Origin of the sequence: Streptomyces sp. V2I9 (assembly GCF_030817475.1) — a bacterium.
In the GTDB taxonomy this organism is placed as follows: Bacteria; Actinomycetota; Actinomycetes; order Streptomycetales; family Streptomycetaceae; genus Streptomyces.
Map to the genome: position 1 here is coordinate 6711090 of NZ_JAUSZJ010000002.1, position 25077 is coordinate 6736166.

A 25077-nucleotide genomic window follows, 5' to 3' on the forward strand; every position below is an offset into this window, starting at 1 on the left:
AGGAGCCTGCCGCCATGCCCGATACGCCGGACCGAGCCGTCGCGCCCGCACACGAGCCGTGCGCGCAGCAGCCGGACGTCTTCGCCGCCGAGACGAGGACCACGCCGCCGCCCGCCACCCCCGCCGCGACGGCACCGGACGTCCTGCGCCGGGCGCTCGCGGACGCCCGGTCGCCGCGCGTCCCGGCCCTCTCCCCGTACGTTCCGGAGCACCCGTTTCCGTGGAACGGGCGCTCCGGGCTGCCGCTGTCCGACGGGGGCGTCCGGCGGCGGGCCGAGACGGGGACGGCCCGCCGCCGGACCGGCACCGGGAGGCCGGTGCCGCGAGCGAGTACCGGGCCCGCCGGGACCGGGCCGGTCAGCGGGCCCGGCGTCTCCGGGGGAGGCGCCGGGGCGGCCGCGTCGGACGTGGGTTCCGTCCGCGCTGTTCCCGGCGTCTCCGGCGTCTCCGGCGGGACGGTCGCGCCCGGCGCCGCTCACGTACCCGCCGCCCCGATCGACCTCGCCCGCACGCTGCGGCTCTCGCTCGCCGCGCCCGCCGGGACGCCCGGCAGGCTGCGCCCCGTCGCCTCGGCGGGCGCCCTGCACCCCGTGCGCGCCCACCTGCTCACCGGACCGGGGTGTTCACTGCCGCCCGGACGTTACGCCTACGACCCGCGGGCCCACCGGGCCCATCCACGTGGCCCCGCCCCCGACGATGTGCCCCCGGGCGCTCTCCTCGTCCTGACCGTGACCGCGTCCCGCACCGTCGCCCACTATGGCCACCGCGCCTGGCCGCTGCTGCTGCTCGATGCGGGTCATGCCGCCGCCGCGCTCACGCAGGCCGGGTCCCCGGCCGCCGACGTGCTGGTCTCCTTCGACGCGGACGGCCCCCTGCTGTCCGCCGCCGCGGGGCTGCCCCGCGCCTCGTGCCGACCGGAGGTGTGGCCCGGCTCCGAGCCCGAACTGCCGCTCGCGGCCGTGTGGTTCACACCGCCAGGCACCGCCGTGGACTCCGTCGATCCGCTGAGCGGCTGGGCCGCCTGGCCCGGCGCCGGGGCTCCCCCGCCACCGCCCGGAGCAGCGACCGCGCCGTCTGGCGAACTCGCGGCCACGCACAGCCTGTTGCGCCACCTCGCGGAAGCCCCCGGCCTCCCCGCCGGGACGTGGCACCCGTCCTCCCGCCCGGCAGGGGTGACCGACGACGTCCTGGAGGCGCGCCGGAGCGCCGCGCCCGACGAGCTGCGCCACCCGCCCGAGAGGGGCCTGCTGGCCCGAGTCCTGGCGACCGCCCGCACGGCCTGCCCGGCAGGGCCGGACTGGACCCTGGCGGTCGGCGGCGACACCCCGGCCCTCCACGCGGTGGCTCCGGGGCGGCCGGGCCTCCACGTCCGCGCCCGCGGTGACGCGCGTCCCACCCTCGCCCACTGGGCGGCGCGCCAACGGTGGATCGGCGCGTCGGGCGCCGTCCTGCTCGCTCACGGCTGCCCCGAGGACGCCCCGCCCGCCGTGATCCGCCACAGCCATCTCGCCGCCGGGTACGCGGTCGGCGTGGCCCAGATCCTCGCCACCGCCCTGGGGTTGCGCTCCCGCCCCGTCGGCTCCTGGCAACAGGCGGACCTGGGCGCGGCGTTGGGTGACGCCCCCGGACGCGACTGGATCGTGCACGGCCTCGCCCTGGGGGGTGTCCGACGACCGTCATGACACCGCCGACCGCACCGCGGGCGACGGCCCCGACCGTCCCCGGGACCACGACCCGCACCACCCCTCCCGGCGAGGAAGACCGCCCATGATGCTCCACCCCGAACTCCTCCGTGCCGCGAGGACCGCGCGCCGCCCCCTCTGTCTCGCCACCGCGCTGCTCGCGGCGCTCACCATCACGCACCTGGCCCAGGCCGTCCTGCTCGCCCTCGTGCTCTCCCGGATCGCCGGGGGAGCACCGGACGCCCTGGCCCCGCTGCTCGCGGCCGTCATCGCCGTCGTCCTGGCCCGTGCCGCCCTCGGCCGGGCTCAGCGGCTGACCGCCGTCGCGGCGGGCGCCACCGTACGGGTGCGGCTTCGCGACACCCTGCTGCTGCGGCTCGGCGCACTCGGCCCCACCGCCGTCACCGGTGCGCGGGCCGGAGCCGTACGGGCCACGCTGGTCGACGGCGTCGAGGGCGTCGACGCGTACATCTCGCGCTATCTGCCCCAGGCGCTCATCACCTGCGCGGTTCCGCCGCTGCTGCTCGTCGCCGTCGCCCTCGTCGAACCGTACGCGGCCCTCGCCCTCGGCCTCGCCCTGCTGCTCGCCCTGTTCGGACCGCGCTGGTGGGACCGCCTCCTCGCACGGCGCGGCAAGGAGCACTGGGACTCCTACGAGGCCCTCGCCGCCGACTACCTGGAAGCTCTCCAGGGGATGCCGGCCCTGCGAGCCGCCGGCGCGGTGGGGCGCGTACGGGAGCGGCTGGAGCGGCGGTCGGCCGCCCTGCACCGGAGCACCGTCGCCAAACTGCGGGTCTCCCTCATCGACACCGGCCTCACCGACCTGGCCGTCCAGGGCGGTACGGTCGCCGCCGTCCTCGTGGCCTGCTCCTCGGCGGCCACCGGACGTACCGCCGCCACCGGCACCTACCTCCTGCTCCTCCTCGCCTCCGAGTGCTTCCGGCCCGTCCGCGACCTCTCACGCGAGTGGCACGCCGGCTACCTCGGGGTTTCCGCCGCCGACGGGATCGCCACCCTGCGCACCGCCGAACCCGCCGTGCCGGACCGGGGGAGCACGGTCGCGGTCTGGGCGGACGCCCCCGAAATCCGTTTCGAGAACGTGCGCTTCACCCATCCGGGGAGCGACCGGCCCGCGCTCGACGGCGTCAGCTTCACCGCCGCCCCCGGACGCACCACCGCCGTCGTCGGCCCGTCCGGGGCCGGGAAGTCGACCCTGCTGAGCCTGCTGCTGCGGCAGCGCGACCCCGACAGCGGCCACCTCACCGTCGCCGGGACCGACACCACCGCCTACACCCTCGACTCGCTGCGCCGGGGCATCGCCGTGGTCTCGCAGGAGACCTACCTCTTCCACGCCACCATCGCGGAGAACCTCCGCATCGCCCGTCCCGCCGCCACCGACGGACAACTGCGCGCCGCCGCCCGTGCCGCGGGGATCGACGAGGAGATCACCCGGCTCCCGGACGGGTACGCCACCCTCGTCGGCGAACGCGGCGCCACACTCTCCGGTGGGCAGCGCCAACGCGTCGCCCTCGCACGGGCGTTGCTGGCCGACGCCCCCGTCCTGATCCTGGACGAGGCCACCAGCGCGGTCGACGAGCGAGGCCAGTCACGCATCGTCCGCGAGCTTGCGGCGGCGGGCCGTGGCCGCACCTGCGTCGTCGTCGCCCACCGCCTCGACGCCGTACGCCACGCCGACCACATCGTCGTCCTCGACGCCGGGCGCGTCGCCGCTACGGGGGACCACACGGCCCTGCTCGCGGGCGGCGGCGTGTACGCCTCGCTCGTCGCGGCCGGCCGCACCGCACAGGAAGACCACGCCGCATGACCACGATCCCCACCCCCGCCCCGACCGATGCGGCCCGCCCACCCGGTCCCGGTCCCGCCGTCCCCCCCTCCCGAGACGTCCCGGCCGGCGCCCTCCGCTCGCTCCTTCCCGTCCTCGGCGCGCACCGCACCACCGTGCTGCGCACGTGCCTGGCCGCCCTCGTCGACCAGGCGGCCCTGGTCGCCCTCGTCAGCCTCGCCGCGCACTCGGTCGGCGCCGCCGTCACCGCGCACCGCCCTCCCGCCCCCGGAGCCGTCGCCGTCCTCGTCGGGCTCGTCCTGCTCCGCGCCTTCACCACATGGCGGGAGATGGACCTCTCGCACGACCTCGCCTACCGGGTCCTCGCCGAACTCCGCGTCCGGGTCTTCGACGGGCTGGCCCGCAGCGCGCCCGCCCGGATCGCGGGCCGGCGCAGCGGCGACCTGGCGGCCACCGCGCTCGGGGATGTGGAAGCCCTGGAGTTCTTCTACGCCCATGCCATCGCCCAACTCCTGGCATCCGGTGTGGTGTTCGCGGTAGCGGCCATCGTGCTGGCAGCGCTCGGTCCGTGGCTGCTGCTCGCCGTCCTGCCCGCCGCACTGCTCCTCGCCTGGTCGCCGTTGGCCGAAGCGCGCGGGCGGGCCCGGCGCGGGGCCCGGACCCGAGGCGCGCTCGCCGAGCTCTCGGCCGAGACGGTGGAGAGCGTCGACGGGCTGCGCGAACTCCTGATGACGGGGGCGCTGAACCGCAGGCGGGCCCGGCTCCGTTCCGCCGGACGGCGGCTCGCCCGCGCCCAGCGGGCCGAACAGGCCTGGGAAACCGGGGCGGGCGCCGCCCGCGACCTGCTCGTCGTCGCCGCTGTCATCGGGGTCGTGGCGGCCGCCGCGCACGCCGCGTCCGCAGGGCGGCTGGACGGGGCGTGGGCCCCGGCCGCCCTGGCCCTGGCCCTGGGCGCACTGGCTCCGGTGGCGGAATCGGCTGCCGCGCTCGGCCGGGCGGGCGGGCTGCGCGCCGCGGCGGCCCGCGTCCGGTCCGCCGTGCACGCTCCCGCCGGGGCCCCCGCACCCGCCGATCCGCACCCCTTGCCGACGGGCCCGCTGGGGCTGCGATTGCGCGGCGTACGGTTCGGTTACGGGGGAGAGGCCGTGCTCGACGGGGTCGACCTGACCGTCCGGCCGGGCGAGACCGTGGCCCTCGTCGGGGCGTCCGGTGCGGGCAAGTCGACCTGCGCCCACCTCCTCGCGCGATACTGGGACCCGGTCGAAGGAGCTGTGGAGCTGCTGCCCCCGGCCCCGGCCCGTCCCGTGGACCTGCGGGACCTCGCCGAGGGCGACCTGCGCGCGGCCGTATCCGTGGTGGGACAGGAGGCCCCGCTCTTCCACGGCACCCTCGCCGAGAACCTCCGGCTGGGCGCTCCCGACGCGACGGCGGCCGAACTGGGCGAGGTGGCCCGGCTCTGCGGTGTCTCCGCCATCGCCGACGCCCTCCCCGGCGGGCTGGACACGGCCGTCGGGGAGCGCGGCGCGACCCTGTCCGGCGGCCAGCGCGCGCGGGTCGCCCTGGCTCGCGCCCTGCTGAGCGGCCCTCGCGTGCTCGTCCTGGACGAGACGACGGCCCACCTGGACCACCGGGGCGACGCGGAACTGGCGGAAGCGCTCGCCACCCGCTCCGCCACCCGCGCCACCGTGCTCATCGCCCACCGCCCGGCCACCGTCCGCAGGGCCGACCGGATCGCGGTCCTGGAGGGCGGACGGATCGTCGAGGAGGGAACCTGGGACGAACTGATCGGGGCCGGCGGACCGCTGTCCCGCCTCTTCGCCCGCGCGGAGACCGCACCCGCTCCCGGTTCGCGGTCCCGCACCTGAGCCCCGCCACACGGCCCGGGCCGCCTAGGAGCGGTCCCGGACCTGAGCCGCCGCCCCGTCCCGGAGTCCTCAGGGCAGCGGCTGCTCCGCCCAGATGATCTTGCCCCGGTCGGTGTACCGCGTGCCCCACCGATGGGCGAGCTGCGCGACGAGGAACAGCCCGCGCCCGCCCTCGTCCGTCGTCCGCGCGTGCCGCAGCCGGGGCGAGGTGTTGCTGGCGTCGGACACCTCACAGGTGAGCGCCGCCTGGAACAGCAGCCGCAGCTGTACCGGCCCCGAGGCGTACCGGATCGCGTTGGTCACCAGCTCGCTGACGATCAGCTCGGTCGTCATCGACAGCTCGGTGAGCCCCCACGCCTCCAGGCGGCGGGCGACCTTCGCCCGGACCTCCCCGACCGCCGCGGGGTCCAGCGGCACGTCCCACGAGACCAGGTGGTCGGGGCTGAGCACATGGGTGCGGGCGAGGAGCAGCGCGATGTCGTCCGGCTGGGGAACGGGCAGCAGCTCCTCGACCACCGCCGGGCACAGGTCCTCCAACGGCAACCCGCGCCGTGAGACGGCCACGGCCAGCCGGTCCATGCCGCTCTCGACGTCCTTGTCGGTCCCCTCGACGAGGCCGTCGGTGTAGAGGCCGAGGAGACTGCCCTCGGGCAGCTCCATCTCCAGTGATTCGAAGGGCAGCCCGCCCAGCCCGAGCGGCGGCCCGGAGGGCAGGTCCGGGAAGCTGACCGCCCCGTCCGGGGTGACGACGACCGGTGGGGGATGTCCGGCGCGCGCCATCGTGCAGAAGCCGCTCGCCGGATCGTAGACCGCGTACAGGCAGGTGGCGCCGACCACCGTCGTACCGCCGCGCTCCGCCGGGCCCGTCACCGGCTCCTCCTCGCTGAGCCGCAGGACCAGGTCGTCCAGGCGGGCCAGCAACTCGTCCGGGGGAAGGTCCATGTCGGCCAGTGTCTGGACGGCGGTGCGCAGCCGGCCCATGGTCGCGGCCGCGCCGATGCCGTGCCCCACCACATCGCCGATGACCAGGCCGACCCGCGCCCCGGAGAGCGGGATCACGTCGAACCAGTCGCCGCCGACCCCGTCCTTCGCGTCGGCCGGGAGATACGACGATGCCACGTCCAGCGCCGTGCCGCCGCGCAGCGTGTGCGGCAGGAGGCTCTGCTGGAGCACGAGTGCCGCGGTGTGCTCCCGCGTGTAGCGCCGGGCGTTGTCCACGCACACCGCGGCCCGCGCCACCAGCTCGCGGGCGGGCGCCACGTCGTCCTCGTCGAACGGCACCGGATTCCGCGACCGCATGAAGGTGGTCAGCCCCAGCACGGTGTCGCGCGCCCGCATCGGCACGGAGATGAGCGAGTGCAGCCCGAACTCCCGGAGCCGGTCGGCCCGCGCCGGCTGCTCCACCGTCCACGCGTGGCTCTCCGGATCGAGCACCGGCAGCAGCACGGGGTCGCCGGCCAGCAGGAAGTGCGCGTCGTGCGGCGGCGGCACGAAGTCGACCGTCTCCCCGACCCGGACGACAGCCTCCGGGCATCCCTCCCGCACCGAGCGCATACCCGCCCGGCGCATGGTCGGCCGCTCACCCTCGGCCGGCGGGGGAGCCCCGCGCAGGTCGCCGCCGAACGGGGTCTCCAGCAGGTCGACGAAGACGAAGTCCGCGAACCGGGGCACCGCGAAGTCCGCCAGCTCCTGCGCCGTACGCTGCACGTCGAGGGTGGAGCCGATGCTGGCCCCGGCCTCGTTCACCAGCGCGAGCAGCCGGCGCGCGTTCCACCGGTCGGTGACGTCGAGGACCATGTATCCGATACCGATCCGCCGGTCCCTTGCGTCCGTCAGGGGGAAGAACGAGCTGGTGTACGCCCGGCGGCGATGCGGATCGGACCAGCTCCAGCCCAGGTACTCGTAGTCCGTGACCGCCTGACCGGTCGACAGGACCTGCCGCATCAGGCGTTCGAGCGGCGCCGCGAGCGGGCCGGGCAGCACCTCGCCCGGCCTGCGGCCCAGCCGCTGTTCGCGGGGCACGCCGCCGAACCGCTCCAGGGAGTCGTTGAGCCAGAGATAGCGCAGTTCGGGGTCGAGGACCGCCATCCCGACCGGAGACCGGCTCAGGAAGTCGTCCAGCACGGACCCGCTCATCGTCCAGTGCGGGGCGAGCTCCCGGCCGGACACCAGAAAGGCCTCCCGCCCGTCGATCTTGAACGAGGCAGTGGCCCGTACGTCGATGTCCAGCGACCGGCCGTCCCCGGCCCGCAGGGGCAGCAGGCCGCTCCACCCGGCCCCCGCCCGGCAATGGGCGGCCACCGCCGCCGTCCGCCGGTTGTCCGGAGGGCCGGTCAGCAGGAACGCGGCCGAGCGGCCGACCACCTCGGACGCCGGATACCCGAGCAGCGCCTCGGCCCCGCGGGTCCAGCCGACGACCGTGCCGTCCCCGGCGATCACGGCCGCCGCGTCGGCGGCCGTCCATGCCGGGCCGGGCCCGTCCCCGGAGGGCAGCGGGCCGGACTCCGCCGGGGAGCCCTCATCGGCGGATGCCATTGCACCTCACCACCCTCTGTAGGTTTCCATGGTCGCGCGTCGCCGCGGACCGCGCCCGGTGCGCAGGGCCGGGGCCGGCCCACGCCGCCCCCGTTCGACGGCGCGGGCCGTGCCCCGTCGGCGGACCGATCGCCCCTGCCCCGCGCTCGGCCCGTGTGCGGGGACGGCTGCGGCCCCGGCCAGGAGATCCGGAGCCCGGGCCGTGCCCGGTATCAGGGACGGAAGCAGATCTCGCGCTCCCGCAGCCAGGGCCCCAGCCAGTCGACGAACGGCACGGTGACGCACCACCTGCGGGAGGGCGGCGCCCCGGCCCCCGGCGCGGGCGGCGCCGGCGGGGAGGGGAGTGCGGACGTCGTGTCCGCCGGGACCGGGGACGGGGACGACTCCGAGGGCGTGGCCTTCGGTCCCGGTGCGGCCATCTCGGTCATCATCGTCCGGAACACCTCGGAGGACCGCGGGTTGCCCGCGCACTGCCAGACGCCGTGCGGGCAGTAGTCCGTGACCGTCTGGTACAGCGGCTGGTGCCGGTCGATCCACTCCAGCATCCGGCGCATGTACTCCGGGTTGTCGCCGTTGCGGAAGAGACCCCACTCCGGGAACGAGATGGGCTTTCCGTGCTCCGCCGCGAAGTCCACGTGCTTCTGGAGCCCGTACGGGTCCTCGACCTGGTCGTCGAAGGTCTCGCCGGGCGGCTGGTCGTAGGAGTCCATCCCGACGATGTCGACCACGTCGTCGCCCGGATAGCACGCGGTCCACGGCACCGCGTCCCGGCCGCGGCTCGGCGTGAAGTCGAAACGGAACTCCTGGCCGGGTACGGCGCGCATCGCCGTGACGATCCGCTCCCAGTACGCCTTCCACGACGCGGGATCGGGACCGCACCGGTGCGTGTACGTGGTGCCGTTCATCTCCCAGCCGAGCACGATCACCGTGTCCGGGACGCCCAGGTCCACCAACCGCTCGGCGAGCCGGGTGAAGTGTTCGTCGTACTCCCCGGCCGCACCCGCCCGCAGCAGTGCGCGGACCTCGTCGTCCGGGACCCGCTCCTCGTTGCGCTCCAGCATCGGTACGTTCAGGACGAACATCCGGTCCTCGTCCGCCCGCCTCCACTCCGCCCAGGCGTCGAGGAACGCGGGGGCGCCCTCGATGTTCACCCACAGATCGCCCGGCAGGTACGTGTGCCCCACCCGCAGCTCCGCCCCGCCGAGCCAGCGCGACAGCTCGGCCATCCGGCTGATCCCGTCGGGCCCGTAGTCCAGATACGCGCCGTGCGCCGTAGCGCTCGCCGCACGCTGCGGTCCGGGGGCGGCTCCGTCGACGGCGTCGGGGCCCGACGCCGGCCGGCCCGCGATGCCGCCGCCCGCCAGGAGGCTGAGAGCGAGCGCCGCGACGCACGAGACGATGAGACGGCCCTTGGCCGGCATGTGCTCCTCCTGGCTGCGATGAATTCCGGCGGATTCAGCCGGCGGGGAAAGAGTTTCATCATGGTGCACCGGCGGCATCCGGAGGAGTCCATCGATCGTGCGCGGCGTTGCGGAGCTGCCGTTCAGGTGAATGCGCGGCCGAAGGCGAACGGGAGCGAGCCGACCCGGTTGTCGAAATTCGAATCGACCAGTTCCAGGTCCCCGGTGTCCCGGATGACCGGACGCCGTTCGATCAGTTCCCGCAGCAGGGCTGTCATCTCCAGCCGGGCCAGATGCGCCCCGAGGCAGTGGTGCGGCCCCCCTCCGCCGTATCCGAGGTGGGGATTCGGTGACCGGGTGATGTCGAAGCGGTCCGGATGGGGGAATACGGTCTCGTCTCGATTCGCGGACGCGTAGATGAGCGCGACTTTCTCCCCCGGCAGGAAAGTCCGGCCGCCCACGGTGTATTCCGTCGTGACCGTCCTGCGGAACTGGATGATCGGCGTCGAATGGCGCACGATCTCGTCGACCGCGCCGCCGATGTACCGGTCGAAATCGGATCGCAGCAGCTCCCGCTGGTCCGGATGCCGGTCGAGCAGGAACACTCCGTGCGCGATGGCGTTGCGGGTGGTCTCCACCCCGGCCACCAGCAGCAGCGAGAAGAAGGCTCCCAACTGCCGACCCGAGAGCGCCTCGCCGTCGACGTCCGCCCGGACGAGCGCCGAGACGAGGTCGTCCTGCGGGTGGCGGCGACGCTCCCGTGCGAGCCGCCCCATGACGTACCGCATCCGGGCGAGGGAGGCCAGCCCCCGGCCCGGAATCCGCAGCCGGGCCCGGCCCCGGCGCTCCACCCCGACCTGCTCCGACGCGTGGTCGATCTGTTCGGCGATCCGCGCACGAAATGCCACCGGGACGCCCATCAGCTCGCAGATCACCTCCAGCGGCAGCCGCGCGGCCGCCGACGGCATGAAGTCCCGCGGGCGATCGGCGATCAGCTCGTCCACCAGCCGCCCGGCGAGCCGGCCGACGTTCTCCTCGACGTCCGCCAGCAGCCGGGGCGTGAACCGCCGGGAGATGATCCGGCGCAGCGCCGCGTGCTCGGCCCCGTCCATGTTCACCATCGAGTTCCCGAACAGTGCCTTCGCCCAGCCCGCCGGCTCCGGGGTGGTGACCCCCGGCGCGCTCGCGAACACCCGCGGCGTACGGCTCGCGGCCCGTACGTCGGCGTGGCGCACCAAGGCGTAGAACGGCTTTCCGGAGGTACGGGCGGCGCCCGGCCGGGGGGTGAACAGGATCGGCGCGTCCGCCGCCCGCAGCAGGGCGAAGGCGCGCAACCGCTCCGGGCGCGGCAGCCGCCAGAACGCCGGATCGGCCAGATCGACGTCCGCCGCCCGCGGCACACGGCCCGAGGACAGCTGGTACGGGACGGTCATGCCCATCACCTCCATGGTTCGCCCGACCATGGTCCGGGCCCCGGGAAGCGGTGGACCGTTCGACGCGGCCCGTCGCCGCGGATGGCCCCGCGCCCTCACACGTTTGCCGGAACGTGAGCCCCGGCTGTGCGCCGTACGCCTCACACACGAGAACTGTTTCGGCGGCGCCTCGTTGTCAACATCGCCATCAGAAGCACCTCGGACGAGTTAACGAGAGGCAGGCAGTCATCCCATGAGCCCCACCCCTGCGCCACCGGGCGGCCCCGGCACTCCCACCCGCAGGATCGTCCTGCGCGGCGCCTTCACCGCCGCCGTCGCCACGGGCACCACCGGAGCCCTGCTCCCGCTGCTCGACCACGAGGGGACCGCCGAAGCCCGCCCCGCGCCCGGGCCTGAGCACGGCGGATCCGGCTCCCCGGCGGAAGAGTTCGCCGAGATGTACCGGGGACGGGATATCCGGGGAACGGCGACCTCCGTCGTCCCCGCCGGAGCCACGGAGGACGACCGTGTGTCGGTCGCCGTCGAGCCGGTCACCGAGATCCGTATCGACGGGATGCCCCTGCACGTCATGAGGCGGGCGGACGGCACCTACGTGAGCGACGTCCGGCACTACGAGTCCTACCCGACGCTGCTGGAGACGGCCCGCGCCGCAGTCGACGAACTCGGCGACGCCCGGCTTGCGCCCCCCGCCGCGCACCACATGTGAACCAGGAGGACCCGCACCGGTGTACACCCGCAAGAACCAGCGCGACCTGACGCGCACCGAGAAGCGCCGCCTCGTCGACGCGATCCTGAAACTGAAACGCTCGGGCCGCTACGACGACTTCGTCGTCATGCACCGGGAGTACTACGTCATGGACACCGAACGCCGGCCGCGCCCGGCGCACATGACGCCCTCCTTCTTCCCCTGGCACCGCCAGTACCTGCTGGAGTTCGAGAAGGCGCTCCGACGGATCGACGCGGGCGTCAGCGTCCCCTACTGGGACTGGACGCGGGACAACAGCCCGACCTCGTCCCTCTGGGCGGAGGACTTCCTCGGCGGCAACGGCCGGCCCGGCGACCGCCGCGTCACCACCGGACCGTTCGCCTACGCGGCTGGCAACTGGAGCGTCGGCCGGGGCGTCACCGACCAGCACTACCTCACCCGCAACTTCGGCCGCCCCGGCCGCGACCCGGTCTCCCTCCCCACCAGGGACGACCTGGCGCGGGCGCTCACGGACCCGGTCTACGACACCGCGCCGTGGAACAGCGTCTGTACGCGGGGCTTCCGCAACCGGGTCGAGGGGTGGGGCATCCGGGGCGTGCGCCCGGTGGGCCTCCACAACCGCGTGCACCAGTGGGTCGGCGGGCCCATGGCGGGCGCGGCCTCCCCCGAGGACCCGGTGTTCTGGCTGCACCACTCGTTCATCGACCTGATCTGGGACCGCTGGCGCAAGGCCCACCCGGAGTCGGCCTACGTGCCGGGCCGCAAACCCGCCGACCCCGGCCGCGAACGCGACCACGTGTTCGGCCTCGACGAGGCGATGCCGCCCTGGGGAGTGACCCCGAGGAAGCTCCTCGACCACGGGAAGATCTACCGCTACGCCTGAACCCGCACGACGAAGCGGCCGGCCCCCTCCGCGAGGAGGAGACCGGCCGCTCCGGTGCTAGGGGTGATCAGCGGCCGTAGCCGTAGTCGCCGCCGTGGCCGTTGTCCGGGGCGTCGGCGTTGACGCAGGTGTTGCCGAAGGCGGGGTTCAGCACGCCGATCACGTTGATCGTGTTGCCGCAGAGGTTCACCGGCACGTGCACCGGAACCTGAAGGACGTTGCCGGAGCCGACACCGGGGGAGCCGGCGGCGAGGCCCTGCGCGCCGGCGTCCGCGGACGCCATGCCGGCGCCGCCGGCGATCAGGGCGCCGGTGCCGGCCATCACAGCGGCGACCTTCGTCATACGAGACATGAAGAACTCCTTGTACAGAAGGGGGGTGTGCCGCGGGCACGAGGCCCGCACCCCCTGACAACGCGAAAGACGCCGGACGGTAACGGATCAACGCGCAGGAGATCCTTCCGACACCGCCGTCCGGCGTACCCCCGGCGTGTCAGCGGCCGATCACCGGCAGCGCGGTCAGCCGCTCGTGCCAGGTCCGCGCCGCCGGGAAGCGGGCCTTCACCGTCTCCGCCGCACGCTCCCGCACCGCCACCTGCGACTCGCGCAGCCGCAGCAGCGGCTCCAGACCCGGCCGGGCGAGCAGCAACCGCTGGTTGACCACGGGTGTGGGCCGCCAGTGGTTCTTGTACGTCTCCGCACCGCGCAGCAGGCTCAACACCTCGCGCCCGCCGTCCGCGGCCTGCCGCGCGACCTCCCGCAGCAGCATCGTCGACACATCGACCTTGCGCTCGCGCAGCGCCGGATCCGCACCGTACAGATAACCGCCCGCCAGGCGCCCGGACTCCAACGACAGATTGGACGCCACCACTTCGCCGCCCAGCCGGAATTCGGTCATGGCCGCCGTGCCGTCCCCCACCATCCGGCCCACCGACCGGATCAGATGGTCCGAGAACCGCGCCCGCAGATGCTCCGGGTTGACCGCCCGCCCCTCCCACTGCCGCGCGTGCAGCCGCAGCAGCGTGCCGATCGCGGCGGGAACCCCGTCCCCGGGGACCCGGTACGCCTCGACGCCCAGGGCTTCGATCTTGCGCAGCCTGGAACGGAGCCGCTGCCCCCGCGAACCCGTCAGCGGCGCCACGAGTTCGGCCAGCGGTACGGCCGGAAGCTCCATGCACGTGGAGTCCGCGAGCCGGCTCCGGACCCCCGTCCACCGCCCGAACAGCAACTGGGCCGACGCGTCCGGCCGGACCTCCCGCAGATCCACCACCGTGTGCCGGGCCGCCCGGTCCAGACCGCGCCCCAGCGCCCCCACCGCGTACCCGGCCTCCTCCTCGTCCAGCAGGATGTCGAAGAAGTCGGAGACCGCCCCACCCATCGGTACGAGCAGCGGCATCGGGCGGTGCACCAGCATCAGCGGCGCCGCCCCGATCAGCCGCCCCGCCCGGCGGACCAGCAGCACCCGCAGCCGGCCCTCCTGACCGTAGGAGATCCACCACGAGTGCAGCCAGGCGTGGCTCTGGAACGGGGTCGCGGTGGCGCAGCGGCGGTGCAGCGCGTCCCAGTCGGCGGCGAGCGCGCCGAACTCCCCGAAGTCGCGGCACAGGGTGACGGCCAGACCGCCCGCCCGCCGGGGCGTCATCGGACCAGCTCCCGTTCGTCCTGGGCGACGCCGCCCTCGGCCGTCGGCCCCGGCACCTGCGCCGAGACGCTCCAACCCGCCCTGCGCGGCCGTACCAGCAGCACGAGACCGCCCAGCAGTCCGCCCGCCGCGGCCCCCACGGCCGTGCCCAGCGGCACGGACGGCGAGACCGGTCGGTCCGGCGTCATCGCGTGGGTGAACTCGATCAGCTTGACCCCGGTGTCCTCCGCGACATGGCCGCTGCTCACGACGACCGCCTCGATGACGGCGTTGGCGATGTCGGCGGCCTTGCGCCGGTCCTCGGAGACGCCGGTCACCGCGATCATCGGAGAGTCGGGGGAGGTCTCCGACCGGACGTGGGAGCGCAGTTCGCGCACCGGCTCACCGGCCGCGCCCCGGGCGTACGAGAGGGTCGCGTCGCTCGTGGCGAGCCGCCCGTACGACTGGGCGTACCCCAGCGCCGCCGAGGGGTCCGTCTCCCCCTGCGCCACCGCCATCGCGTAGCTGGTCGCCTCGTACTGCGGGGGGGCGAACGCGCCGTACGAGAGACCGGACGCGGCGCCGATCAGCACGGAGACGGGCAGCGGCCACCACTGCGGCAGCCGGGTCAGGGCGGTGCGCAGCCGCTGGACGACGAGGTGCCGCTGCTGCTCGGGTGAGTCGGTCATGAGAAGGCTCTCCGGTTCGGTGGGGCGGTGTCGAGGGCGTACGCGTACACGTCCATCAGGCGCTCGCTGCTGCGCCGGATGTCGTAGTGGCCGACGGCCCTGGGCGGCGGGCGGCGGTCCGTGGGGGCCTGTATCCGCTGCCGCAGCCGGGCCGTCAGCTCCTCGGGGCTCCCGGCGATCCGGGTGGCCCCCGGAGCGTGCGCGGCGGGCAGGTCGTCGATGGCCGGGCAGGCGTCGTGGAGGACCGGCAGCCCGGCGGCGAGCGCCTCCACCGCGGCGAGGCCGAAGGACTCCTCCCGTGACGTGGACACGAACACGTCCAGGGCGCTCAGCAGCGCGGGGACACCCGGCACCGGTCCGTCCCCCTCCTCGTCGCACTCCCCGAGGAACCGGATACGGTCCACCGCCCCGAGCCGCAGCGCCAGCGTCCGCAGCGCCCCGGCCTCCGGCCCGTCCCCGGCCAGCAGCAGACGGGCCTCGGGCAGGGCGGCGACCGCGCGGATCAGCACGTCGAACCGCTTGCCGGGCACCAGCCGGCCGACCCCGCCGGCCACGAACGCGTCCTCGGGGACGCCCAGTGCGGCCCGGACGTCCGCCCGCCGCCGTGCGTCGAAGCGGAACCGGTCCGCGTCGATGCCGTTGGGCACCAGCCGGATCCGGTCGGCGGGCACACCCCAGTCCAGCAGCCGCCCGGCCACGGTGGAGGAGACCGCGACGGTCGCCGCCCCGAGGCGCTCGGTGGAGAGGTACAGGGCCCGGATGGACCGGGTGAGCGGGCGGCCCTCGATCTCGGCGCGCCCCAGCGAGTGTTCGGTCGCCACCGTCGCCCGCGTCCCCGCCAGACGGGCCGCGATCCTGCCGTACACACAGGCCCGGTACAGATGCGTGTGGACCAGGTCGTAGCGGCCGTCCCGGATCAGCCGCGCCAGCCGGCCCACCGCCGACAGGTCGCGGTTGCCGCGCATCCCGAGATGGGTCACCCGGATGCCGTCGGACCGCAGTTCCTCGGCCACCGCCCCCGGATTGGTCAGCGTCACGACGTCGCACTCCACCGGCAGATGACGCAGCAGCAGACGCAACTGCCGCTCCGCTCCGCCGACCCCGAGCCCGGTGATGACGTGCAGCGCCCTCATCGCGGGCCGCCCGCGCGCACCGGTCCGGAGACCCGGAGGCCCGCACCGGGCGACGCCACCTGCCGCAGCCCGTGCCGCACCTCCTTCGCCCACAGCCGCACCCCCCGGTCGGCCTGGCTGATGTGGGTGCGGGGCAGGGCGAACCGGCTGAGCAGCGGTCCCGGAGCCAGCGCGCACGCGTAGCCGTATCCGGCCGTGCGCGCGGCCTCGGCGACCCGGCGGTCGAGGTAGCCGTACGGGTAGCAGAAGCCCTCCGGGAGCACACCCGTGAGGTCGCCGATCAGCTCCCGGCTGTGCCGGGTCTCGCGGCGCAGCTCCTCGTCCGGCAGCGCCGTCAGATCCTGGTGGCGGAGGCCGTGCGAGCCGACCTCCATGCCCGCCGCGGCGACCTGCCGGAGGTCGTCGTGGGTCAGCAGCGGCTTGCGCGGGCCGAGCGGGTCCCACTCGTTGACGCCGCCCGGTCTGCCCGGCAGGACGAAGACCGTCGCCCGGAAGCCGTGGCGGCGCAGCACGGGCAGCGCCTCGTCGAGGAAGTCCGCGTACCCGTCGTCGAAGGTCAGCCCGACCAGCCCGCGCCGCCCGGCCGCGTCCGCGCGCAGCAGTTCGGAGACCCCTACGCCGCTGAGACGCCGACCGCGCAGCCAGGACAGCTGCTCGTCGAGCCGCGCGGGGGAGACCGTGATGCCGTACGGGTCGTCGCTCGGGTCCGCCACCGAGTGGTACGTGAGGATCCACGGCTGACGGCGGGCGTGCGGGCGGAGCCGGGACGGGGGGCCGTCGGCGCAGGGTGCCGGGGAGTCAGCGGCCATCGAGGAACCTCCGTCGGATGAGTGCCAGCAGGGAGACGGCCTCGGGGGAGCGCAGGGCGAGGCCGGTCAGGAAGAGCACGGCGGGGACGAGGAGGCATCCGGCGGCCAGGCTCAGCACCGGGTCCGCGACCAGCGGGGCGCACGCCCAGCCGGCCGCGCCCGCCGCCAGGGACGCCCCGGCGAGCCGTCCGAGCGAGAGCGCCACGGCACGGGTCCGGATCGGGACGACGCGGGGGCCGAGACCCATGAGGAGCAGCAGGGCGGTCGTGCTGATCCCGAGCGCGTTGGCGGCAGCGATGCCGTCCACGCCGAAGCGGAACGTCAGCGCGTACCCGGCCCCCATCGTGACCAGCAGCCCGGTGCCCATGGCGAACGCCGGGAACCAGGTGGGCCGCCCCGACGAGAAGAACGGGCGGCTCAGCGCGCCCACCAGGCAGTGCCCGAGCAGTCCCAGCGCGTACACCCGCATGACCCGGGCGGTCGCGTCGGTGTCGGAGGCGTCGAACGCACCGCGCTGGAAGAGCACCTCGACGATCTGGGGCGCGTAACCGAGCACCACGGCCGCCCCGGTCAGCACCACCGTCCCGGCCAGCGCCAGATCCCGTTCGACGCGGAGGCGGGCCCGCTCCCGCTGCCCTGCCGCCATCGCCCGCGCCACGACCGGGAAGGTCACCGTGCAGATCATCAGCGACAGCACCATCGGCAACTGCGCGACCTTCTGCGCGTAGTTCAGGTGCGAGATCGCGCCCGCCGGCAGCGTGGAGGCGAGGAACCGCTCCACCAGCACCTGGGACTGACGGCTCACCACGAAGAGGACCACGGGGGCCAGCACCGTGAACCCCAGCAGCGGAGCGGTCCGCGCGGCGCGCTTCCCGAGCCGCCGGAAGCGGGGCGACCGGGGGCGCCCTGGCGGTACCAGCCGCAGGAAGACGGGCAGTTGGGTGAGGATCATCAGGACGCTGCCGATCGCTACCCCGGCCGCCGCTGCCCGCACCCCCCACACGGAGTGCAGGACCAGCGTCGTGGTGATGATGCCGACGTTGTACGCGACGTAGACGCCGGCGGGCGGCAGGAAGCTGCGGTGCGCGCGCAGGGCTGCGCTGAAGTAGCCGGTGATCCCGAAGGTGAGGACGGTGACGGCGGTGAGCCGGGTGCAGTCCACCGCGAGCCGGGGATCGGCGAGTCCGGGGGCGAGCACGCCCACGACCAGGGGGGCGCCCGCGACGAGCAGGGCGGCGCCGCCGGAGAGCAGCAGGAACAGGCGGGGGAGGGTGGCCGCGACCAACTCGCGTACGGGGTCGGGGACCGCGCCCCTCGCGGTGTCGCACGCGGCGGTTGCGGCCCGCATGGTCCCCGCCTCGGCGGTGCCCGTGCGGGAGGCGACGCGGTGCGCGGCCCCGGTGTCCGCCCGACCGTTCCGCGTCCGGTCGGCCCCGTCCCGGCGGCCGAGGGCGAGGCTGAACGCGGGGACGAGGAGGAGGGCCATCCCGTCCTCGATCAGCAGCGTCGCGGCCATCTCCGGCACGGTCCAGGCGATCAGGAAGGCGTCGCTCGCGTCGCTCGCCCCGAAGTACCGGGCGATGGCCTGGTCCCGCACCAGACCGAGGGCGGCCCCCAGCACGGTCAGCACCGCCGTGGCCGCCGCCGCGCGGGCGAGGAACGACCCGAGCCGGGGCGGATCGCCGCCCGCCGCCCCCGGTGCGGCACCGGGCGCGCGGGGTGCGGGAGCGGGGAGCCGGGAAGGCCCGGCCGACGGGCGGGCCTCGGCCTCCGTGCCCGTACCGGAGTCGCTCATGCGGCGCTCACCCGGTCCGGCTCGGCCAGTGCCCACCAGGCGGCCAGCCCCAGCACGACGCCGCTCAGCACGGTGGTGGGCCCGCCGATGTCCGCGTACAGGAAGTTGACGCTCTGCCAGGTCATCAGGGCGACCGCCGTCAGACCGCAGTCCACGGCCGCGGGGCCGCGCGACCGGGCGAGGCGCAGTCTGCGGACCGCGCCGGCCAGGATCGCCGCCCAGCTGCCGACGAGCGCGGTCAGGCCGATGAGGCCCTGCTCGCCGAGAACGAGGAGGTACATGTTGTGCGGGGAGAGCAGGGCCTGCCGGCGGAACTCCTGGCCCGCCCCGGCCGTGTCGCTGCCGGAGGAGAGCCCGATGGAGGCGTGGGCGTCGCGGTGGGCGGGGAAGCCCTTCAGACCGACCCCGGCGACGGGCTGCTCCCGCCACATCGCGCCCGCCGCGTTCCACATGGCGTAGCGGTCGCTGACCGACCGGTCCGGGGACCGGGTCACCTGGGTCACACTCGCGGCCCGGTCCGCGATCATTTTCGAGCCGACGCCGAACCCGCCGACCAGGACCACGCCCGCGGCCCCCAGCACGGCCAGTGACGTCAGCGCCTGCCGCCGCCCCGCCAGCATGAGGGCCACCAGGAGAGCGAAGGCCGTGGCGATCCACACGCCCCGGCTGAACGACAGCGTCAGCGGTACGACCAGGACGGCGGCGAGAGAGGCGGCGCACGGCCGCAGCCAGGCCGGGGCGGACCGGGGCGTGCGCAGGGCACAGGCCGCGGCGGCCAGCAGCCCGTAGGCGACGACCGTCGCCATGCCCATGATGTCGCTGGGGCCGAACGTGCCGACCGCGCGGACGTTCTCGCCCATGTACGAGGCGCCGGTCCCGGTGACGTACTGGTGGACTCCCGTGGCGCCCTGGACGACCGCCAGGAGGACGAGCGAACCGGCCACGATCCGGAACCCGCACGCGTCCCCGAGCAGGAGGAACACCGCGACCGGCACCAGGACGAAGACCTGGAGGTAGCGCACGAGACCAGGCAGGGCCGCAGCCGGGTCCGCCGCCGTGACGGTGGCCACCGCGAAGCCCACCGCGGGCAGTCCCAGGACCAGCGCCGCGGTCGCGCTCAGCGGGCGGCGGCGCAGATACAGCAGGCGGCCCACGCAGACGAGGACCGCGACGCCCGACGCCATGTCGGCCGGGCCGCCCCCGCCCGAGGTCCCGTACGGCAGGGCGGGCAGCAGAACCGCCGCGACCAGGGGCAGCAGCGGCCAGCGGTCGCGCCGGCCGCCCCGCCACCGGGGACGGGGGAGGGCGCCGGGCCCGGACCGCGCCGGTGCGGGCGGGGTGAGGACTGCCGCCATGGTCAGCTGCCTCCGAGCCGGAAGAGGGAGCTCGCGGTCCGCGCCAGCACGCACGCGTCCTGCCACAGCGACCAGGTCTCGATGTAGTGGTTGTCGAAGCGGGCCCGCTCCTCGATGGAGGTGTCTCCGCGCAATCCGTGGACCTGGGCCAGCCCCGTGATGCCCACGGGCATCCGGTGGCGGGCCTGATAGCCGGGGTGTGCGCGGCTGAACTGTGCGACGAAGAAGGGGCGTTCGGGCCGTGGGCCGACCAGGCTCATGTCGCCGCGCAGCACGTTCCACAGCTGGGGCAGCTCGTCGAGGGAGGACCGCCGGAGCACCCTGCCGACCCGGCTCATCCGCTCGTCGGACGCGACGGTCCAGCGGGTGGCCGACTCCTGGGCATCGGCGGGCCGCAGGGTACGGAACTTCAGCAGCACGAAGGTGTGTCCGTGGCGGCCGACGCGCTCCTGCCGGAAGATCACTCCGGGGCCGTCGGAGAGCCGTACGGCCAGGGCGCAGGCCGCCATCACCGGGGATGCCAGCAGCAGGCCGAGAGTGGCGAGGACCGCGTCCATCGCCCGCTTCACCCCGTGGCCGAAGGGGCGGGCCGTCCCGTTGCGCAAGGGCCTGGCGGTGAAGCCCCACAGATGGTCGGGGCGCCCGCCGGCCGGGAGCGACGCGACCGCGCCGGGCCCGGTGACCAGCCACATCTGGCACCCGTGCCGGGCGAACAGCGAGAGGAGAGCGGGACCGTCCGGGATCGCCTCGGGCGGGGCCGTGAAGACCACGTGCCGCACGCTGTTCTGCACGACGGCCCGCCCCGCCTCCTGGGGCGAGACCAGGACCGGCAGCGGCACGGCCGCGGAACCAGCGGCCCGCTCCTCGCCCCCGGTCCCCGGAGCCGCGACCAGACCGACCGGCCGCAGCCCGTACGCGGGGTGGTCGTACAGCGCGGCCGTCACCTGACGGGCCTGCGGGCCCTGACCCACGATCAGCGTGGACAGCGGGCGGCGGACGGCGGCCCGTCGCCCCGCCCGGTACACCGCCGCTCGCGCCGCACAGCCCAGCGCGGTCTGCGCACCGGCCCCGTACACGAGCGCCGTCCAGCCGATCGCCTGCTGCGGGGCCCAGGCGGCCAGCACCTCCATGGCCACGTACCACTGGAGGAGGGCGAGGCCGAGGAGCGTGGGCAGTTCGGAGAGGGCCGAGGGGGAGAGCCGTGCCCGGTACAGGCCCCGGCGGGCGAAGAGCAGGAGCTGTGCCATCGCCTGGAGGGCCACCGGCGGCCAGGTCCACGCGGCCGGGACGACCAGGACGAACGCCACGGCGGGGGCCAGCGCGTCCGCGCACAGCAGCGGTGCGAGCCGGCCGCACCGGACGGCACGGCGTCCACCGGTCCGCACCGGTGCACCGCCGCCGCTTCTTCGCGGCGGATGGACCGTGTGAGCCTGGACGGCTGTCGCCGGGCCGGCTCCGGGAGCCGGTGCACTCTCCATCGTCATCGCTCGGTGCGCTCCCTCGTCGTGGGGACGGTCATGCCGACCAGTTCCTGGTAGAGACCGGCAATCGCCCCGGCGGTCCGCCGGACGTCGAAGACCGCGCGGGTGTGGCGCAGGGCCCGGTGGGACACCGCCTCGCGCAGATCACGGTCGGTGAGCAGCGCGGTCAGCGCCGCGGCCAGTGCCGCCGGGTCCTCCGGCGGCACGAGGCAGTGCTCCTCCTGGCCGGGCGGCAGGCTCTCCCGCGCGCCGTTCACATCGGTCATCACCACGGGACGGCCGCAGGCCATCGCCTCCAGCGGGGCCAGGGCCATGCCTTCCCAGCGGGAGGGGAGCACCAGGACGTCGGCCGCGTGGAGCCACGGCCGGACGTCCTCGCAGGCTCCCGTGAACAGCACGCCCGGCGGGGCCGACCGCTCCAGCGCCTCCCGGTCGGGCCCATCGCCCACCAGCACCAGCCGGGCCCCGGCCACCGTCATCCGGCGCCAGGCCCGCAGCAGGACGTCCTGGCCCTTCTGGCGGGTCAACCGTCCGACGCAGACGACCAGCGGGGCCTTACGGTCGGCGCCCTCCGGCACGGGCAGCGAGGCGCGGGCCCGCGCGCGGCCGCCGGGGCGGAAGCGGTCGAGGTCGACGCCGTTGTGGACGACCGACCAGCGGGCGGCGATCCCCGCCTCCTGACCGGTGCGGCGTTCGGACTCACTGACGCACAGGATGTGGTCGGCCCAGCGCGCTCCGAACCGCTCCCAGCCGAGCGCGAACCCGGCGGTGCGGCCGTCGACGGCCTCGAACGACCAGGCATGGGGCTGGAACACGGTGGGGACCCGGCCGCGCACCGCGATGCGGCCGGCCAGTCCGGCCTTGGCGCTGTGGGCGTGCACCACGTGCGGGCGGCTCGTGCGGACGATGCGGCGCGCGGCGGCGACCTCTCCGGCCAGTCCCGGACCGGGGGCGCGGGTGGCGTGCCAGCCGTGCACCTCGGCACCGGCCTTCGCGGCCCCCGCCGCCAGCGGGCTTCCGGGCGGGCAGGCCACCACGGGGCGCAGCCCGGACCCGGCCTGGGCCCTGACGAGATCGATGACCACTCGGGCCACTCCGCCGTCCACGGGCTGAACCAGGTGAAGGACCGTCAGTTGTCTTTCTTCGGTACGACGCATGTGCAGCACGCACGGCTCTCTTCGCTCAATCCGGTGAGTAAAGCCGAGGTGCACTTTGACAGATATGTGGCGAAATCGTGCGTTTGACTCGCTCATACGACCACATGGGGATTGCGTGTGCAGAGGGCCTTCCGGGTGGCCGCGCGGGGGCGCGGCGCAGGGTGGGACCCTTCGAGAGCCGGTGGGGGAGAGGCGTTCCGGGGGCTTCCTGGCGGATCGGGACGGGTGGCCCTGACGATCCGCGCCGGGCGTACCGTCAGCCCTTCCGGCGAGCACGCGCCACCGTTCGCCGCAATCGATGGCCACACCATCCACCGCCCGGCCGCACCCACCGGCCTCGCGGTCGCGGTCCTCCCGCCACGACGCCCCCCGGCGTCGGGCCTCGGCCCTGGATCAGCCGGTACGGTCCACGAGGTACGGGATCAGCGTGAGCAATTCCTCCCGCGCGTTCCCGGCCAGCGGCACCCCGTCCAGGCGGGCGCGGGCGGCGGCCAGCTGCTCATGCGCCTCGGCGACCGCGGCCGCCCGCCCGCCGGCCTCCTCGATCAGGCGGCCGCACGGCGTGCCGCCGGGTCGTCGAGCGGTACGGCGGAGGAGAGCAGCACGTCGAGGCGGCGTGCCGCCGGGTGGTCGGCGGACAGTGCCGCGAGCACCGGGTACGTCTTCTTGAGCCGCCGCAGATCGCAGCGCACCGGTTTGCCGGTCACCTGCGGATCGCCCCAGAGCCCGAGCAGGTCGTCCACCGCCTGGAACGCCACGCCCACATGACGGCCCGCCAGGTCCAACGCCTCGACGGTGTCCGCCGGGGCCCCCGCCGGCGCCGCGCCCAGAGCTGCCGCGCAGCCGAGCAGGGAGCCCGTCTTGTGGGTGGCCATCGACCGGTACTCCTGCGGCATCACCGCCCCCGGCCCGGTCCACGGCCGGGACTCGAAGAGCAGGTCCTGCGCCTGGCCGTGCACCAGGTCACCCAGGGCGCGCGCCAGGTGGCGTACCGCCGTCGCGCCGCCGGCACCCGGCGCCTCCGCCGGCGTGGAGACGAGCCAGGGCGAACAGCGCGTCCCCCGCGAGCACCGCCGGGCCGGTGCCGTACGCCTTCCAGAGCGTCGGCCGGCGGCGGCGGGTCTCGTCGCCGTCCATGATGTCGTCGTGGATCAGTGAGAAGGTGTGGATCAGTTCGGCGGCCACCGCGCCGGGGACCGCGTCCGCGGCGCTGCCGCCAACGGCCTCCGCGCCGAGCACCGCGAGCGCCTGGCGGACCCCCTTCCCCTGCGACCCGGCCAGCGGCTCACCGTCCGTTCCTCGCCAGCCGAGCGAGAACGCGGCCGTCTCCGCGTGCAAGGGGTGCAACCGCCCCACCGACTCCACCAGGGCCGGGCGCACCAGCTCGCGGCACCGGTCCAGTATCTGCGGGGCGCTCGCCCGGCGGGTCGTGGAGAGCGTCATCGGCGGCCGTCCCGGCCACCGGCCGCGCGCTCGGCGCCGCAGGCGTCGGCCGATGCGGGCCCCGCGCTCCGGGCACCGGCCGACGCCGGTTCCACGCCCAGTTCGGTGTAGGCCCTCTCGACCATCTCGCGGGCGTTCAGCAGCCCGATCCGGTCGAGCCTGCCGCGCAGTTCGTCCAGCTCGGCGGCGGTGGCGCCGCGGTCCCGGCCGAGCCGGGCCCGCGCCTTCACCAGGCCGAGGGAGGCCAGCGCCTCGCCGCGGGGTTCGTCCATGGCGCGGAACTCGCCGAGCGCCTGCTCGTAGACCTCGTGCGCCTCCTCGTACCGCCCGGCGCGGAACAGCGCATTGGCCCGCATCTTGTGGTTGTACGCCAGCGCGCTGGAGAGGTTCATCTCCCGGCAGGCGACCTCGGCCTCGGCGAGGAGGTCGAGAGCGCGGGCGGTCGCGCCGTCCCGGAGGGAGACGATGTCGGCGATGCCGCGCAATGCCCAGGCCCGGCCCCGGCGGTCGTCCGCCTCGCCCGCCAGTGCCGCCGCCTCCTCGAACATCTCCAACGCCGAGTCCAGCGAACCGGTGTTGCGGTGGATCTGTGCGATGCCCTCCAGCGCCCAGACGGTGTGCCGGGCCTCGCCGCGGGCGCGAGCCTCGGCGAGCAGTTGTTCGTGCAGTGTGGCGACGGTCGCGTAGTCGCCCTGGATCCGCCCGGTCTCGGCCAGCCCGGCCAGCGAATAGCCGCGGGCGACCACGTCGCCGCCCTGCTTTCCCGCCTCGGCGGCGAGCCCGAGCAGCCGGAACGCGAGGCGCAGCGAACCGCGTTGACGCGCCAGCGTGCCGCCGCTCCACAGCGCCCAGGCCATCGCCCCGGTGTTCCCGGCCGCCCGCGCGGCCCGGTAGCTGGCCTTCCAGGCCCGGTCGGCCTCCGCCACCTGTCCGAGCCTGAGGTGCGCCTCGGCCACGGCGAGCCCCGCCCGTGCCCCCTCCTCCTGTGATCCGGAGCGTTCGGCCTGCCTCAAGTGGCGTACGCCTTCGGCCAGTGCGTCGGTGAGTGAGGCGTTCACCGACATCTTGGTGAGAGCTCCCTGGTACTCGGGCGCCAGTGCCTTGGTCTGCATGGGCGCCTTCCGCGCGGTGCCGGGCCCGGAGCGGAGAGACTATGCCTTCCATGTATACACGGGTGGTATAGCTGGCCGGTCGTGCAGGCCCGGAACATAGGGGGGTGTGGGGCCGCCGCTCGTCGTGCGCGGCGAACCGTCCTGTCGGCGATCAAGGTGGCGGCCGGGCGCGGGGG

The 25077-nt window shown here is 75.1% G+C and carries 18 protein-coding genes and 1 pseudogene; 5 read left to right on the forward strand and 14 right to left on the reverse strand.

The features are described 5' to 3' along the window. Window positions 1-14: 14 nt before the first annotated feature. From QFZ71_RS29025 to QFZ71_RS29035, 3 genes are all read left to right on the forward strand, one after another. Complete coding sequence (locus QFZ71_RS29025) at window positions 15-1682, forward strand: nitroreductase (protein ID WP_307671115.1); 1668 nt, start codon at window positions 15-17, stop codon at window positions 1680-1682. 85 nt (window positions 1683-1767) lie between these two features. Next, window positions 1768-3507 carry an ABC transporter ATP-binding protein/permease gene (locus QFZ71_RS29030; protein ID WP_307671116.1) on the forward strand — a complete coding sequence of 580 codons (1740 nt, stop codon included), beginning with the start codon at window positions 1768-1770 and terminating at the stop codon, window positions 3505-3507. Further along, window positions 3504-5351, forward strand: coding sequence for an ABC transporter ATP-binding protein (locus tag QFZ71_RS29035; RefSeq protein WP_307671117.1), 1848 nt, complete (start codon window positions 3504-3506; stop codon window positions 5349-5351). The genes QFZ71_RS29030 and QFZ71_RS29035 overlap by 4 nt, the downstream gene beginning before the upstream one ends. A gap of 69 nt (window positions 5352-5420) precedes the next feature. On the opposite strand, the gene QFZ71_RS29040 is transcribed toward QFZ71_RS29035, so the two are convergent. The 3 genes from QFZ71_RS29040 to QFZ71_RS29050 all read right to left on the reverse strand — a co-directional run bounded on the left by QFZ71_RS29040 (window position 5421) and on the right by QFZ71_RS29050 (window position 10719). Further along, window positions 5421-7886, reverse strand: a complete 2466-nt coding sequence (locus QFZ71_RS29040) for a SpoIIE family protein phosphatase (RefSeq protein ID WP_307671118.1) — start codon at window positions 7884-7886, stop codon at window positions 5421-5423. Window positions 7887-8098: 212 nt separating this feature from the next. Continuing rightward, window positions 8099-9307, reverse strand: a complete 1209-nt coding sequence (locus tag QFZ71_RS29045) for a glycoside hydrolase family 26 protein (protein ID WP_307671119.1) — start codon at window positions 9305-9307, stop codon at window positions 8099-8101. 122 nt (window positions 9308-9429) lie between these two features. Continuing rightward, window positions 9430-10719 carry a cytochrome P450 gene (locus QFZ71_RS29050; protein WP_307671120.1) on the reverse strand — a complete coding sequence of 430 codons (1290 nt, stop codon included), beginning with the start codon at window positions 10717-10719 and terminating at the stop codon, window positions 9430-9432. Window positions 10720-10951: 232 nt separating this feature from the next. Between QFZ71_RS29050 and QFZ71_RS29055 the strand changes: the two genes are divergently transcribed. Together QFZ71_RS29055 and QFZ71_RS29060 are read left to right on the forward strand one after the other, a co-directional pair. Then, on the forward strand, window positions 10952-11425 hold the full coding sequence (locus QFZ71_RS29055; protein WP_307671121.1) for a tyrosinase family oxidase copper chaperone: 474 nt from the start codon (window positions 10952-10954) through the stop codon (window positions 11423-11425). A 19-nt stretch (window positions 11426-11444) separates the two neighbouring features. After that, a complete protein-coding gene (locus QFZ71_RS29060) occupies window positions 11445-12308 on the forward strand; it encodes a tyrosinase family protein (RefSeq protein ID WP_307671122.1) in 864 nt (287 codons plus the stop codon). A 67-nt stretch (window positions 12309-12375) separates the two neighbouring features. On the opposite strand, the gene QFZ71_RS29065 is transcribed toward QFZ71_RS29060, so the two are convergent. The 11 genes and pseudogenes from QFZ71_RS29065 to QFZ71_RS29115 all read right to left on the reverse strand — a co-directional run bounded on the left by QFZ71_RS29065 (window position 12376) and on the right by QFZ71_RS29115 (window position 24901). Continuing rightward, window positions 12376-12660 (reverse strand): chaplin, encoded by a 285-nt coding sequence (locus tag QFZ71_RS29065; RefSeq protein ID WP_307671123.1) that lies wholly within the window; start codon window positions 12658-12660, stop codon window positions 12376-12378. Between the two features lie 139 nt (window positions 12661-12799). Next, entirely contained in the window at window positions 12800-13948 is a 1149-nt protein-coding gene (locus QFZ71_RS29070; RefSeq protein ID WP_307671124.1) for a GNAT family N-acetyltransferase, read from the reverse strand. After that, window positions 13945-14616: a lipopolysaccharide biosynthesis protein gene (locus tag QFZ71_RS29075; RefSeq protein ID WP_307671125.1), complete on the reverse strand. Its 672-nt coding sequence runs from the start codon at window positions 14614-14616 to the stop codon at window positions 13945-13947. The genes QFZ71_RS29070 and QFZ71_RS29075 overlap by 4 nt, the downstream gene beginning before the upstream one ends. Beyond that, window positions 14613-15749 carry a glycosyltransferase gene (locus QFZ71_RS29080; RefSeq protein ID WP_307671126.1) on the reverse strand — a complete coding sequence of 379 codons (1137 nt, stop codon included), beginning with the start codon at window positions 15747-15749 and terminating at the stop codon, window positions 14613-14615. Before QFZ71_RS29080 ends, QFZ71_RS29075 begins: the two co-directional genes overlap by 4 nt. Next, window positions 15746-16558, reverse strand: a complete 813-nt coding sequence (locus QFZ71_RS29085; protein ID WP_307671127.1) for a polysaccharide deacetylase family protein — start codon at window positions 16556-16558, stop codon at window positions 15746-15748. The genes QFZ71_RS29080 and QFZ71_RS29085 overlap by 4 nt, the downstream gene beginning before the upstream one ends. Continuing rightward, entirely contained in the window at window positions 16548-18353 is a 1806-nt protein-coding gene (murJ, locus tag QFZ71_RS29090; protein WP_307671128.1) for a murein biosynthesis integral membrane protein MurJ, read from the reverse strand. The genes QFZ71_RS29085 and murJ overlap by 11 nt, the downstream gene beginning before the upstream one ends. Continuing rightward, complete coding sequence (locus tag QFZ71_RS29095) at window positions 18350-19708, reverse strand: O-antigen ligase (protein WP_307671129.1); 1359 nt, start codon at window positions 19706-19708, stop codon at window positions 18350-18352. Before QFZ71_RS29095 ends, murJ begins: the two co-directional genes overlap by 4 nt. A gap of 2 nt (window positions 19709-19710) precedes the next feature. Beyond that, window positions 19711-21192, reverse strand: coding sequence for a sugar transferase (locus QFZ71_RS29100; RefSeq protein WP_307671130.1), 1482 nt, complete (start codon window positions 21190-21192; stop codon window positions 19711-19713). Further along, window positions 21189-22346, reverse strand: coding sequence for a glycosyltransferase (locus QFZ71_RS29105; RefSeq protein WP_307671624.1), 1158 nt, complete (start codon window positions 22344-22346; stop codon window positions 21189-21191). Before QFZ71_RS29105 ends, QFZ71_RS29100 begins: the two co-directional genes overlap by 4 nt. A 393-nt stretch (window positions 22347-22739) precedes the next feature. Next, window positions 22740-23789, reverse strand: a pseudogene (locus QFZ71_RS29110) (polyprenyl synthetase family protein). Beyond that, on the reverse strand, window positions 23786-24901 hold the full coding sequence (locus tag QFZ71_RS29115) for a tetratricopeptide repeat protein (RefSeq protein ID WP_307671131.1): 1116 nt from the start codon (window positions 24899-24901) through the stop codon (window positions 23786-23788). The pseudogene QFZ71_RS29110 and the gene QFZ71_RS29115 overlap by 4 nt, the downstream one beginning before the upstream one ends. Between the last annotated feature and the right edge of the window lie 176 nt (window positions 24902-25077).

What these genes read in the sequence shown, in the direction of transcription:
- QFZ71_RS29025 (WP_307671115.1), top strand. Translation starts at nt 15, where the DNA reads ATGCCCGATACGCCGGACCGAGCCGTCGCGCCCGCACACGAGCCGTGC.
- QFZ71_RS29030 (WP_307671116.1), top strand. Translation starts at nt 1,768, where the DNA reads ATGATGCTCCACCCCGAACTCCTCCGTGCCGCGAGGACCGCGCGCCGC.
- QFZ71_RS29035 (WP_307671117.1), top strand. Translation starts at nt 3,504, where the DNA reads ATGACCACGATCCCCACCCCCGCCCCGACCGATGCGGCCCGCCCACCC.
- QFZ71_RS29040 (WP_307671118.1), bottom strand. Translation starts at nt 7,886, where the DNA reads ATGGCATCCGCCGATGAGGGCTCCCCGGCGGAGTCCGGCCCGCTGCCC.
- QFZ71_RS29045 (WP_307671119.1), bottom strand. Translation starts at nt 9,307, where the DNA reads ATGCCGGCCAAGGGCCGTCTCATCGTCTCGTGCGTCGCGGCGCTCGCT.
- QFZ71_RS29050 (WP_307671120.1), bottom strand. Translation starts at nt 10,719, where the DNA reads ATGACCGTCCCGTACCAGCTGTCCTCGGGCCGTGTGCCGCGGGCGGCG.
- QFZ71_RS29055 (WP_307671121.1), top strand. Translation starts at nt 10,952, where the DNA reads ATGAGCCCCACCCCTGCGCCACCGGGCGGCCCCGGCACTCCCACCCGC.
- QFZ71_RS29065 (WP_307671123.1), bottom strand. Translation starts at nt 12,660, where the DNA reads ATGTCTCGTATGACGAAGGTCGCCGCTGTGATGGCCGGCACCGGCGCC.
- QFZ71_RS29070 (WP_307671124.1), bottom strand. Translation starts at nt 13,948, where the DNA reads ATGACGCCCCGGCGGGCGGGCGGTCTGGCCGTCACCCTGTGCCGCGAC.
- QFZ71_RS29075 (WP_307671125.1), bottom strand. Translation starts at nt 14,616, where the DNA reads ATGACCGACTCACCCGAGCAGCAGCGGCACCTCGTCGTCCAGCGGCTG.
- QFZ71_RS29080 (WP_307671126.1), bottom strand. Translation starts at nt 15,749, where the DNA reads ATGAGGGCGCTGCACGTCATCACCGGGCTCGGGGTCGGCGGAGCGGAG.
- QFZ71_RS29085 (WP_307671127.1), bottom strand. Translation starts at nt 16,558, where the DNA reads ATGGCCGCTGACTCCCCGGCACCCTGCGCCGACGGCCCCCCGTCCCGG.
- murJ (WP_307671128.1), bottom strand. Translation starts at nt 18,353, where the DNA reads ATGAGCGACTCCGGTACGGGCACGGAGGCCGAGGCCCGCCCGTCGGCC.
- QFZ71_RS29095 (WP_307671129.1), bottom strand. Translation starts at nt 19,708, where the DNA reads ATGGCGGCAGTCCTCACCCCGCCCGCACCGGCGCGGTCCGGGCCCGGC.
- QFZ71_RS29100 (WP_307671130.1), bottom strand. Translation starts at nt 21,192, where the DNA reads ATGACGATGGAGAGTGCACCGGCTCCCGGAGCCGGCCCGGCGACAGCC.
- QFZ71_RS29105 (WP_307671624.1), bottom strand. Translation starts at nt 22,346, where the DNA reads ATGCGTCGTACCGAAGAAAGACAACTGACGGTCCTTCACCTGGTTCAG.
- QFZ71_RS29115 (WP_307671131.1), bottom strand. Translation starts at nt 24,901, where the DNA reads ATGCAGACCAAGGCACTGGCGCCCGAGTACCAGGGAGCTCTCACCAAG.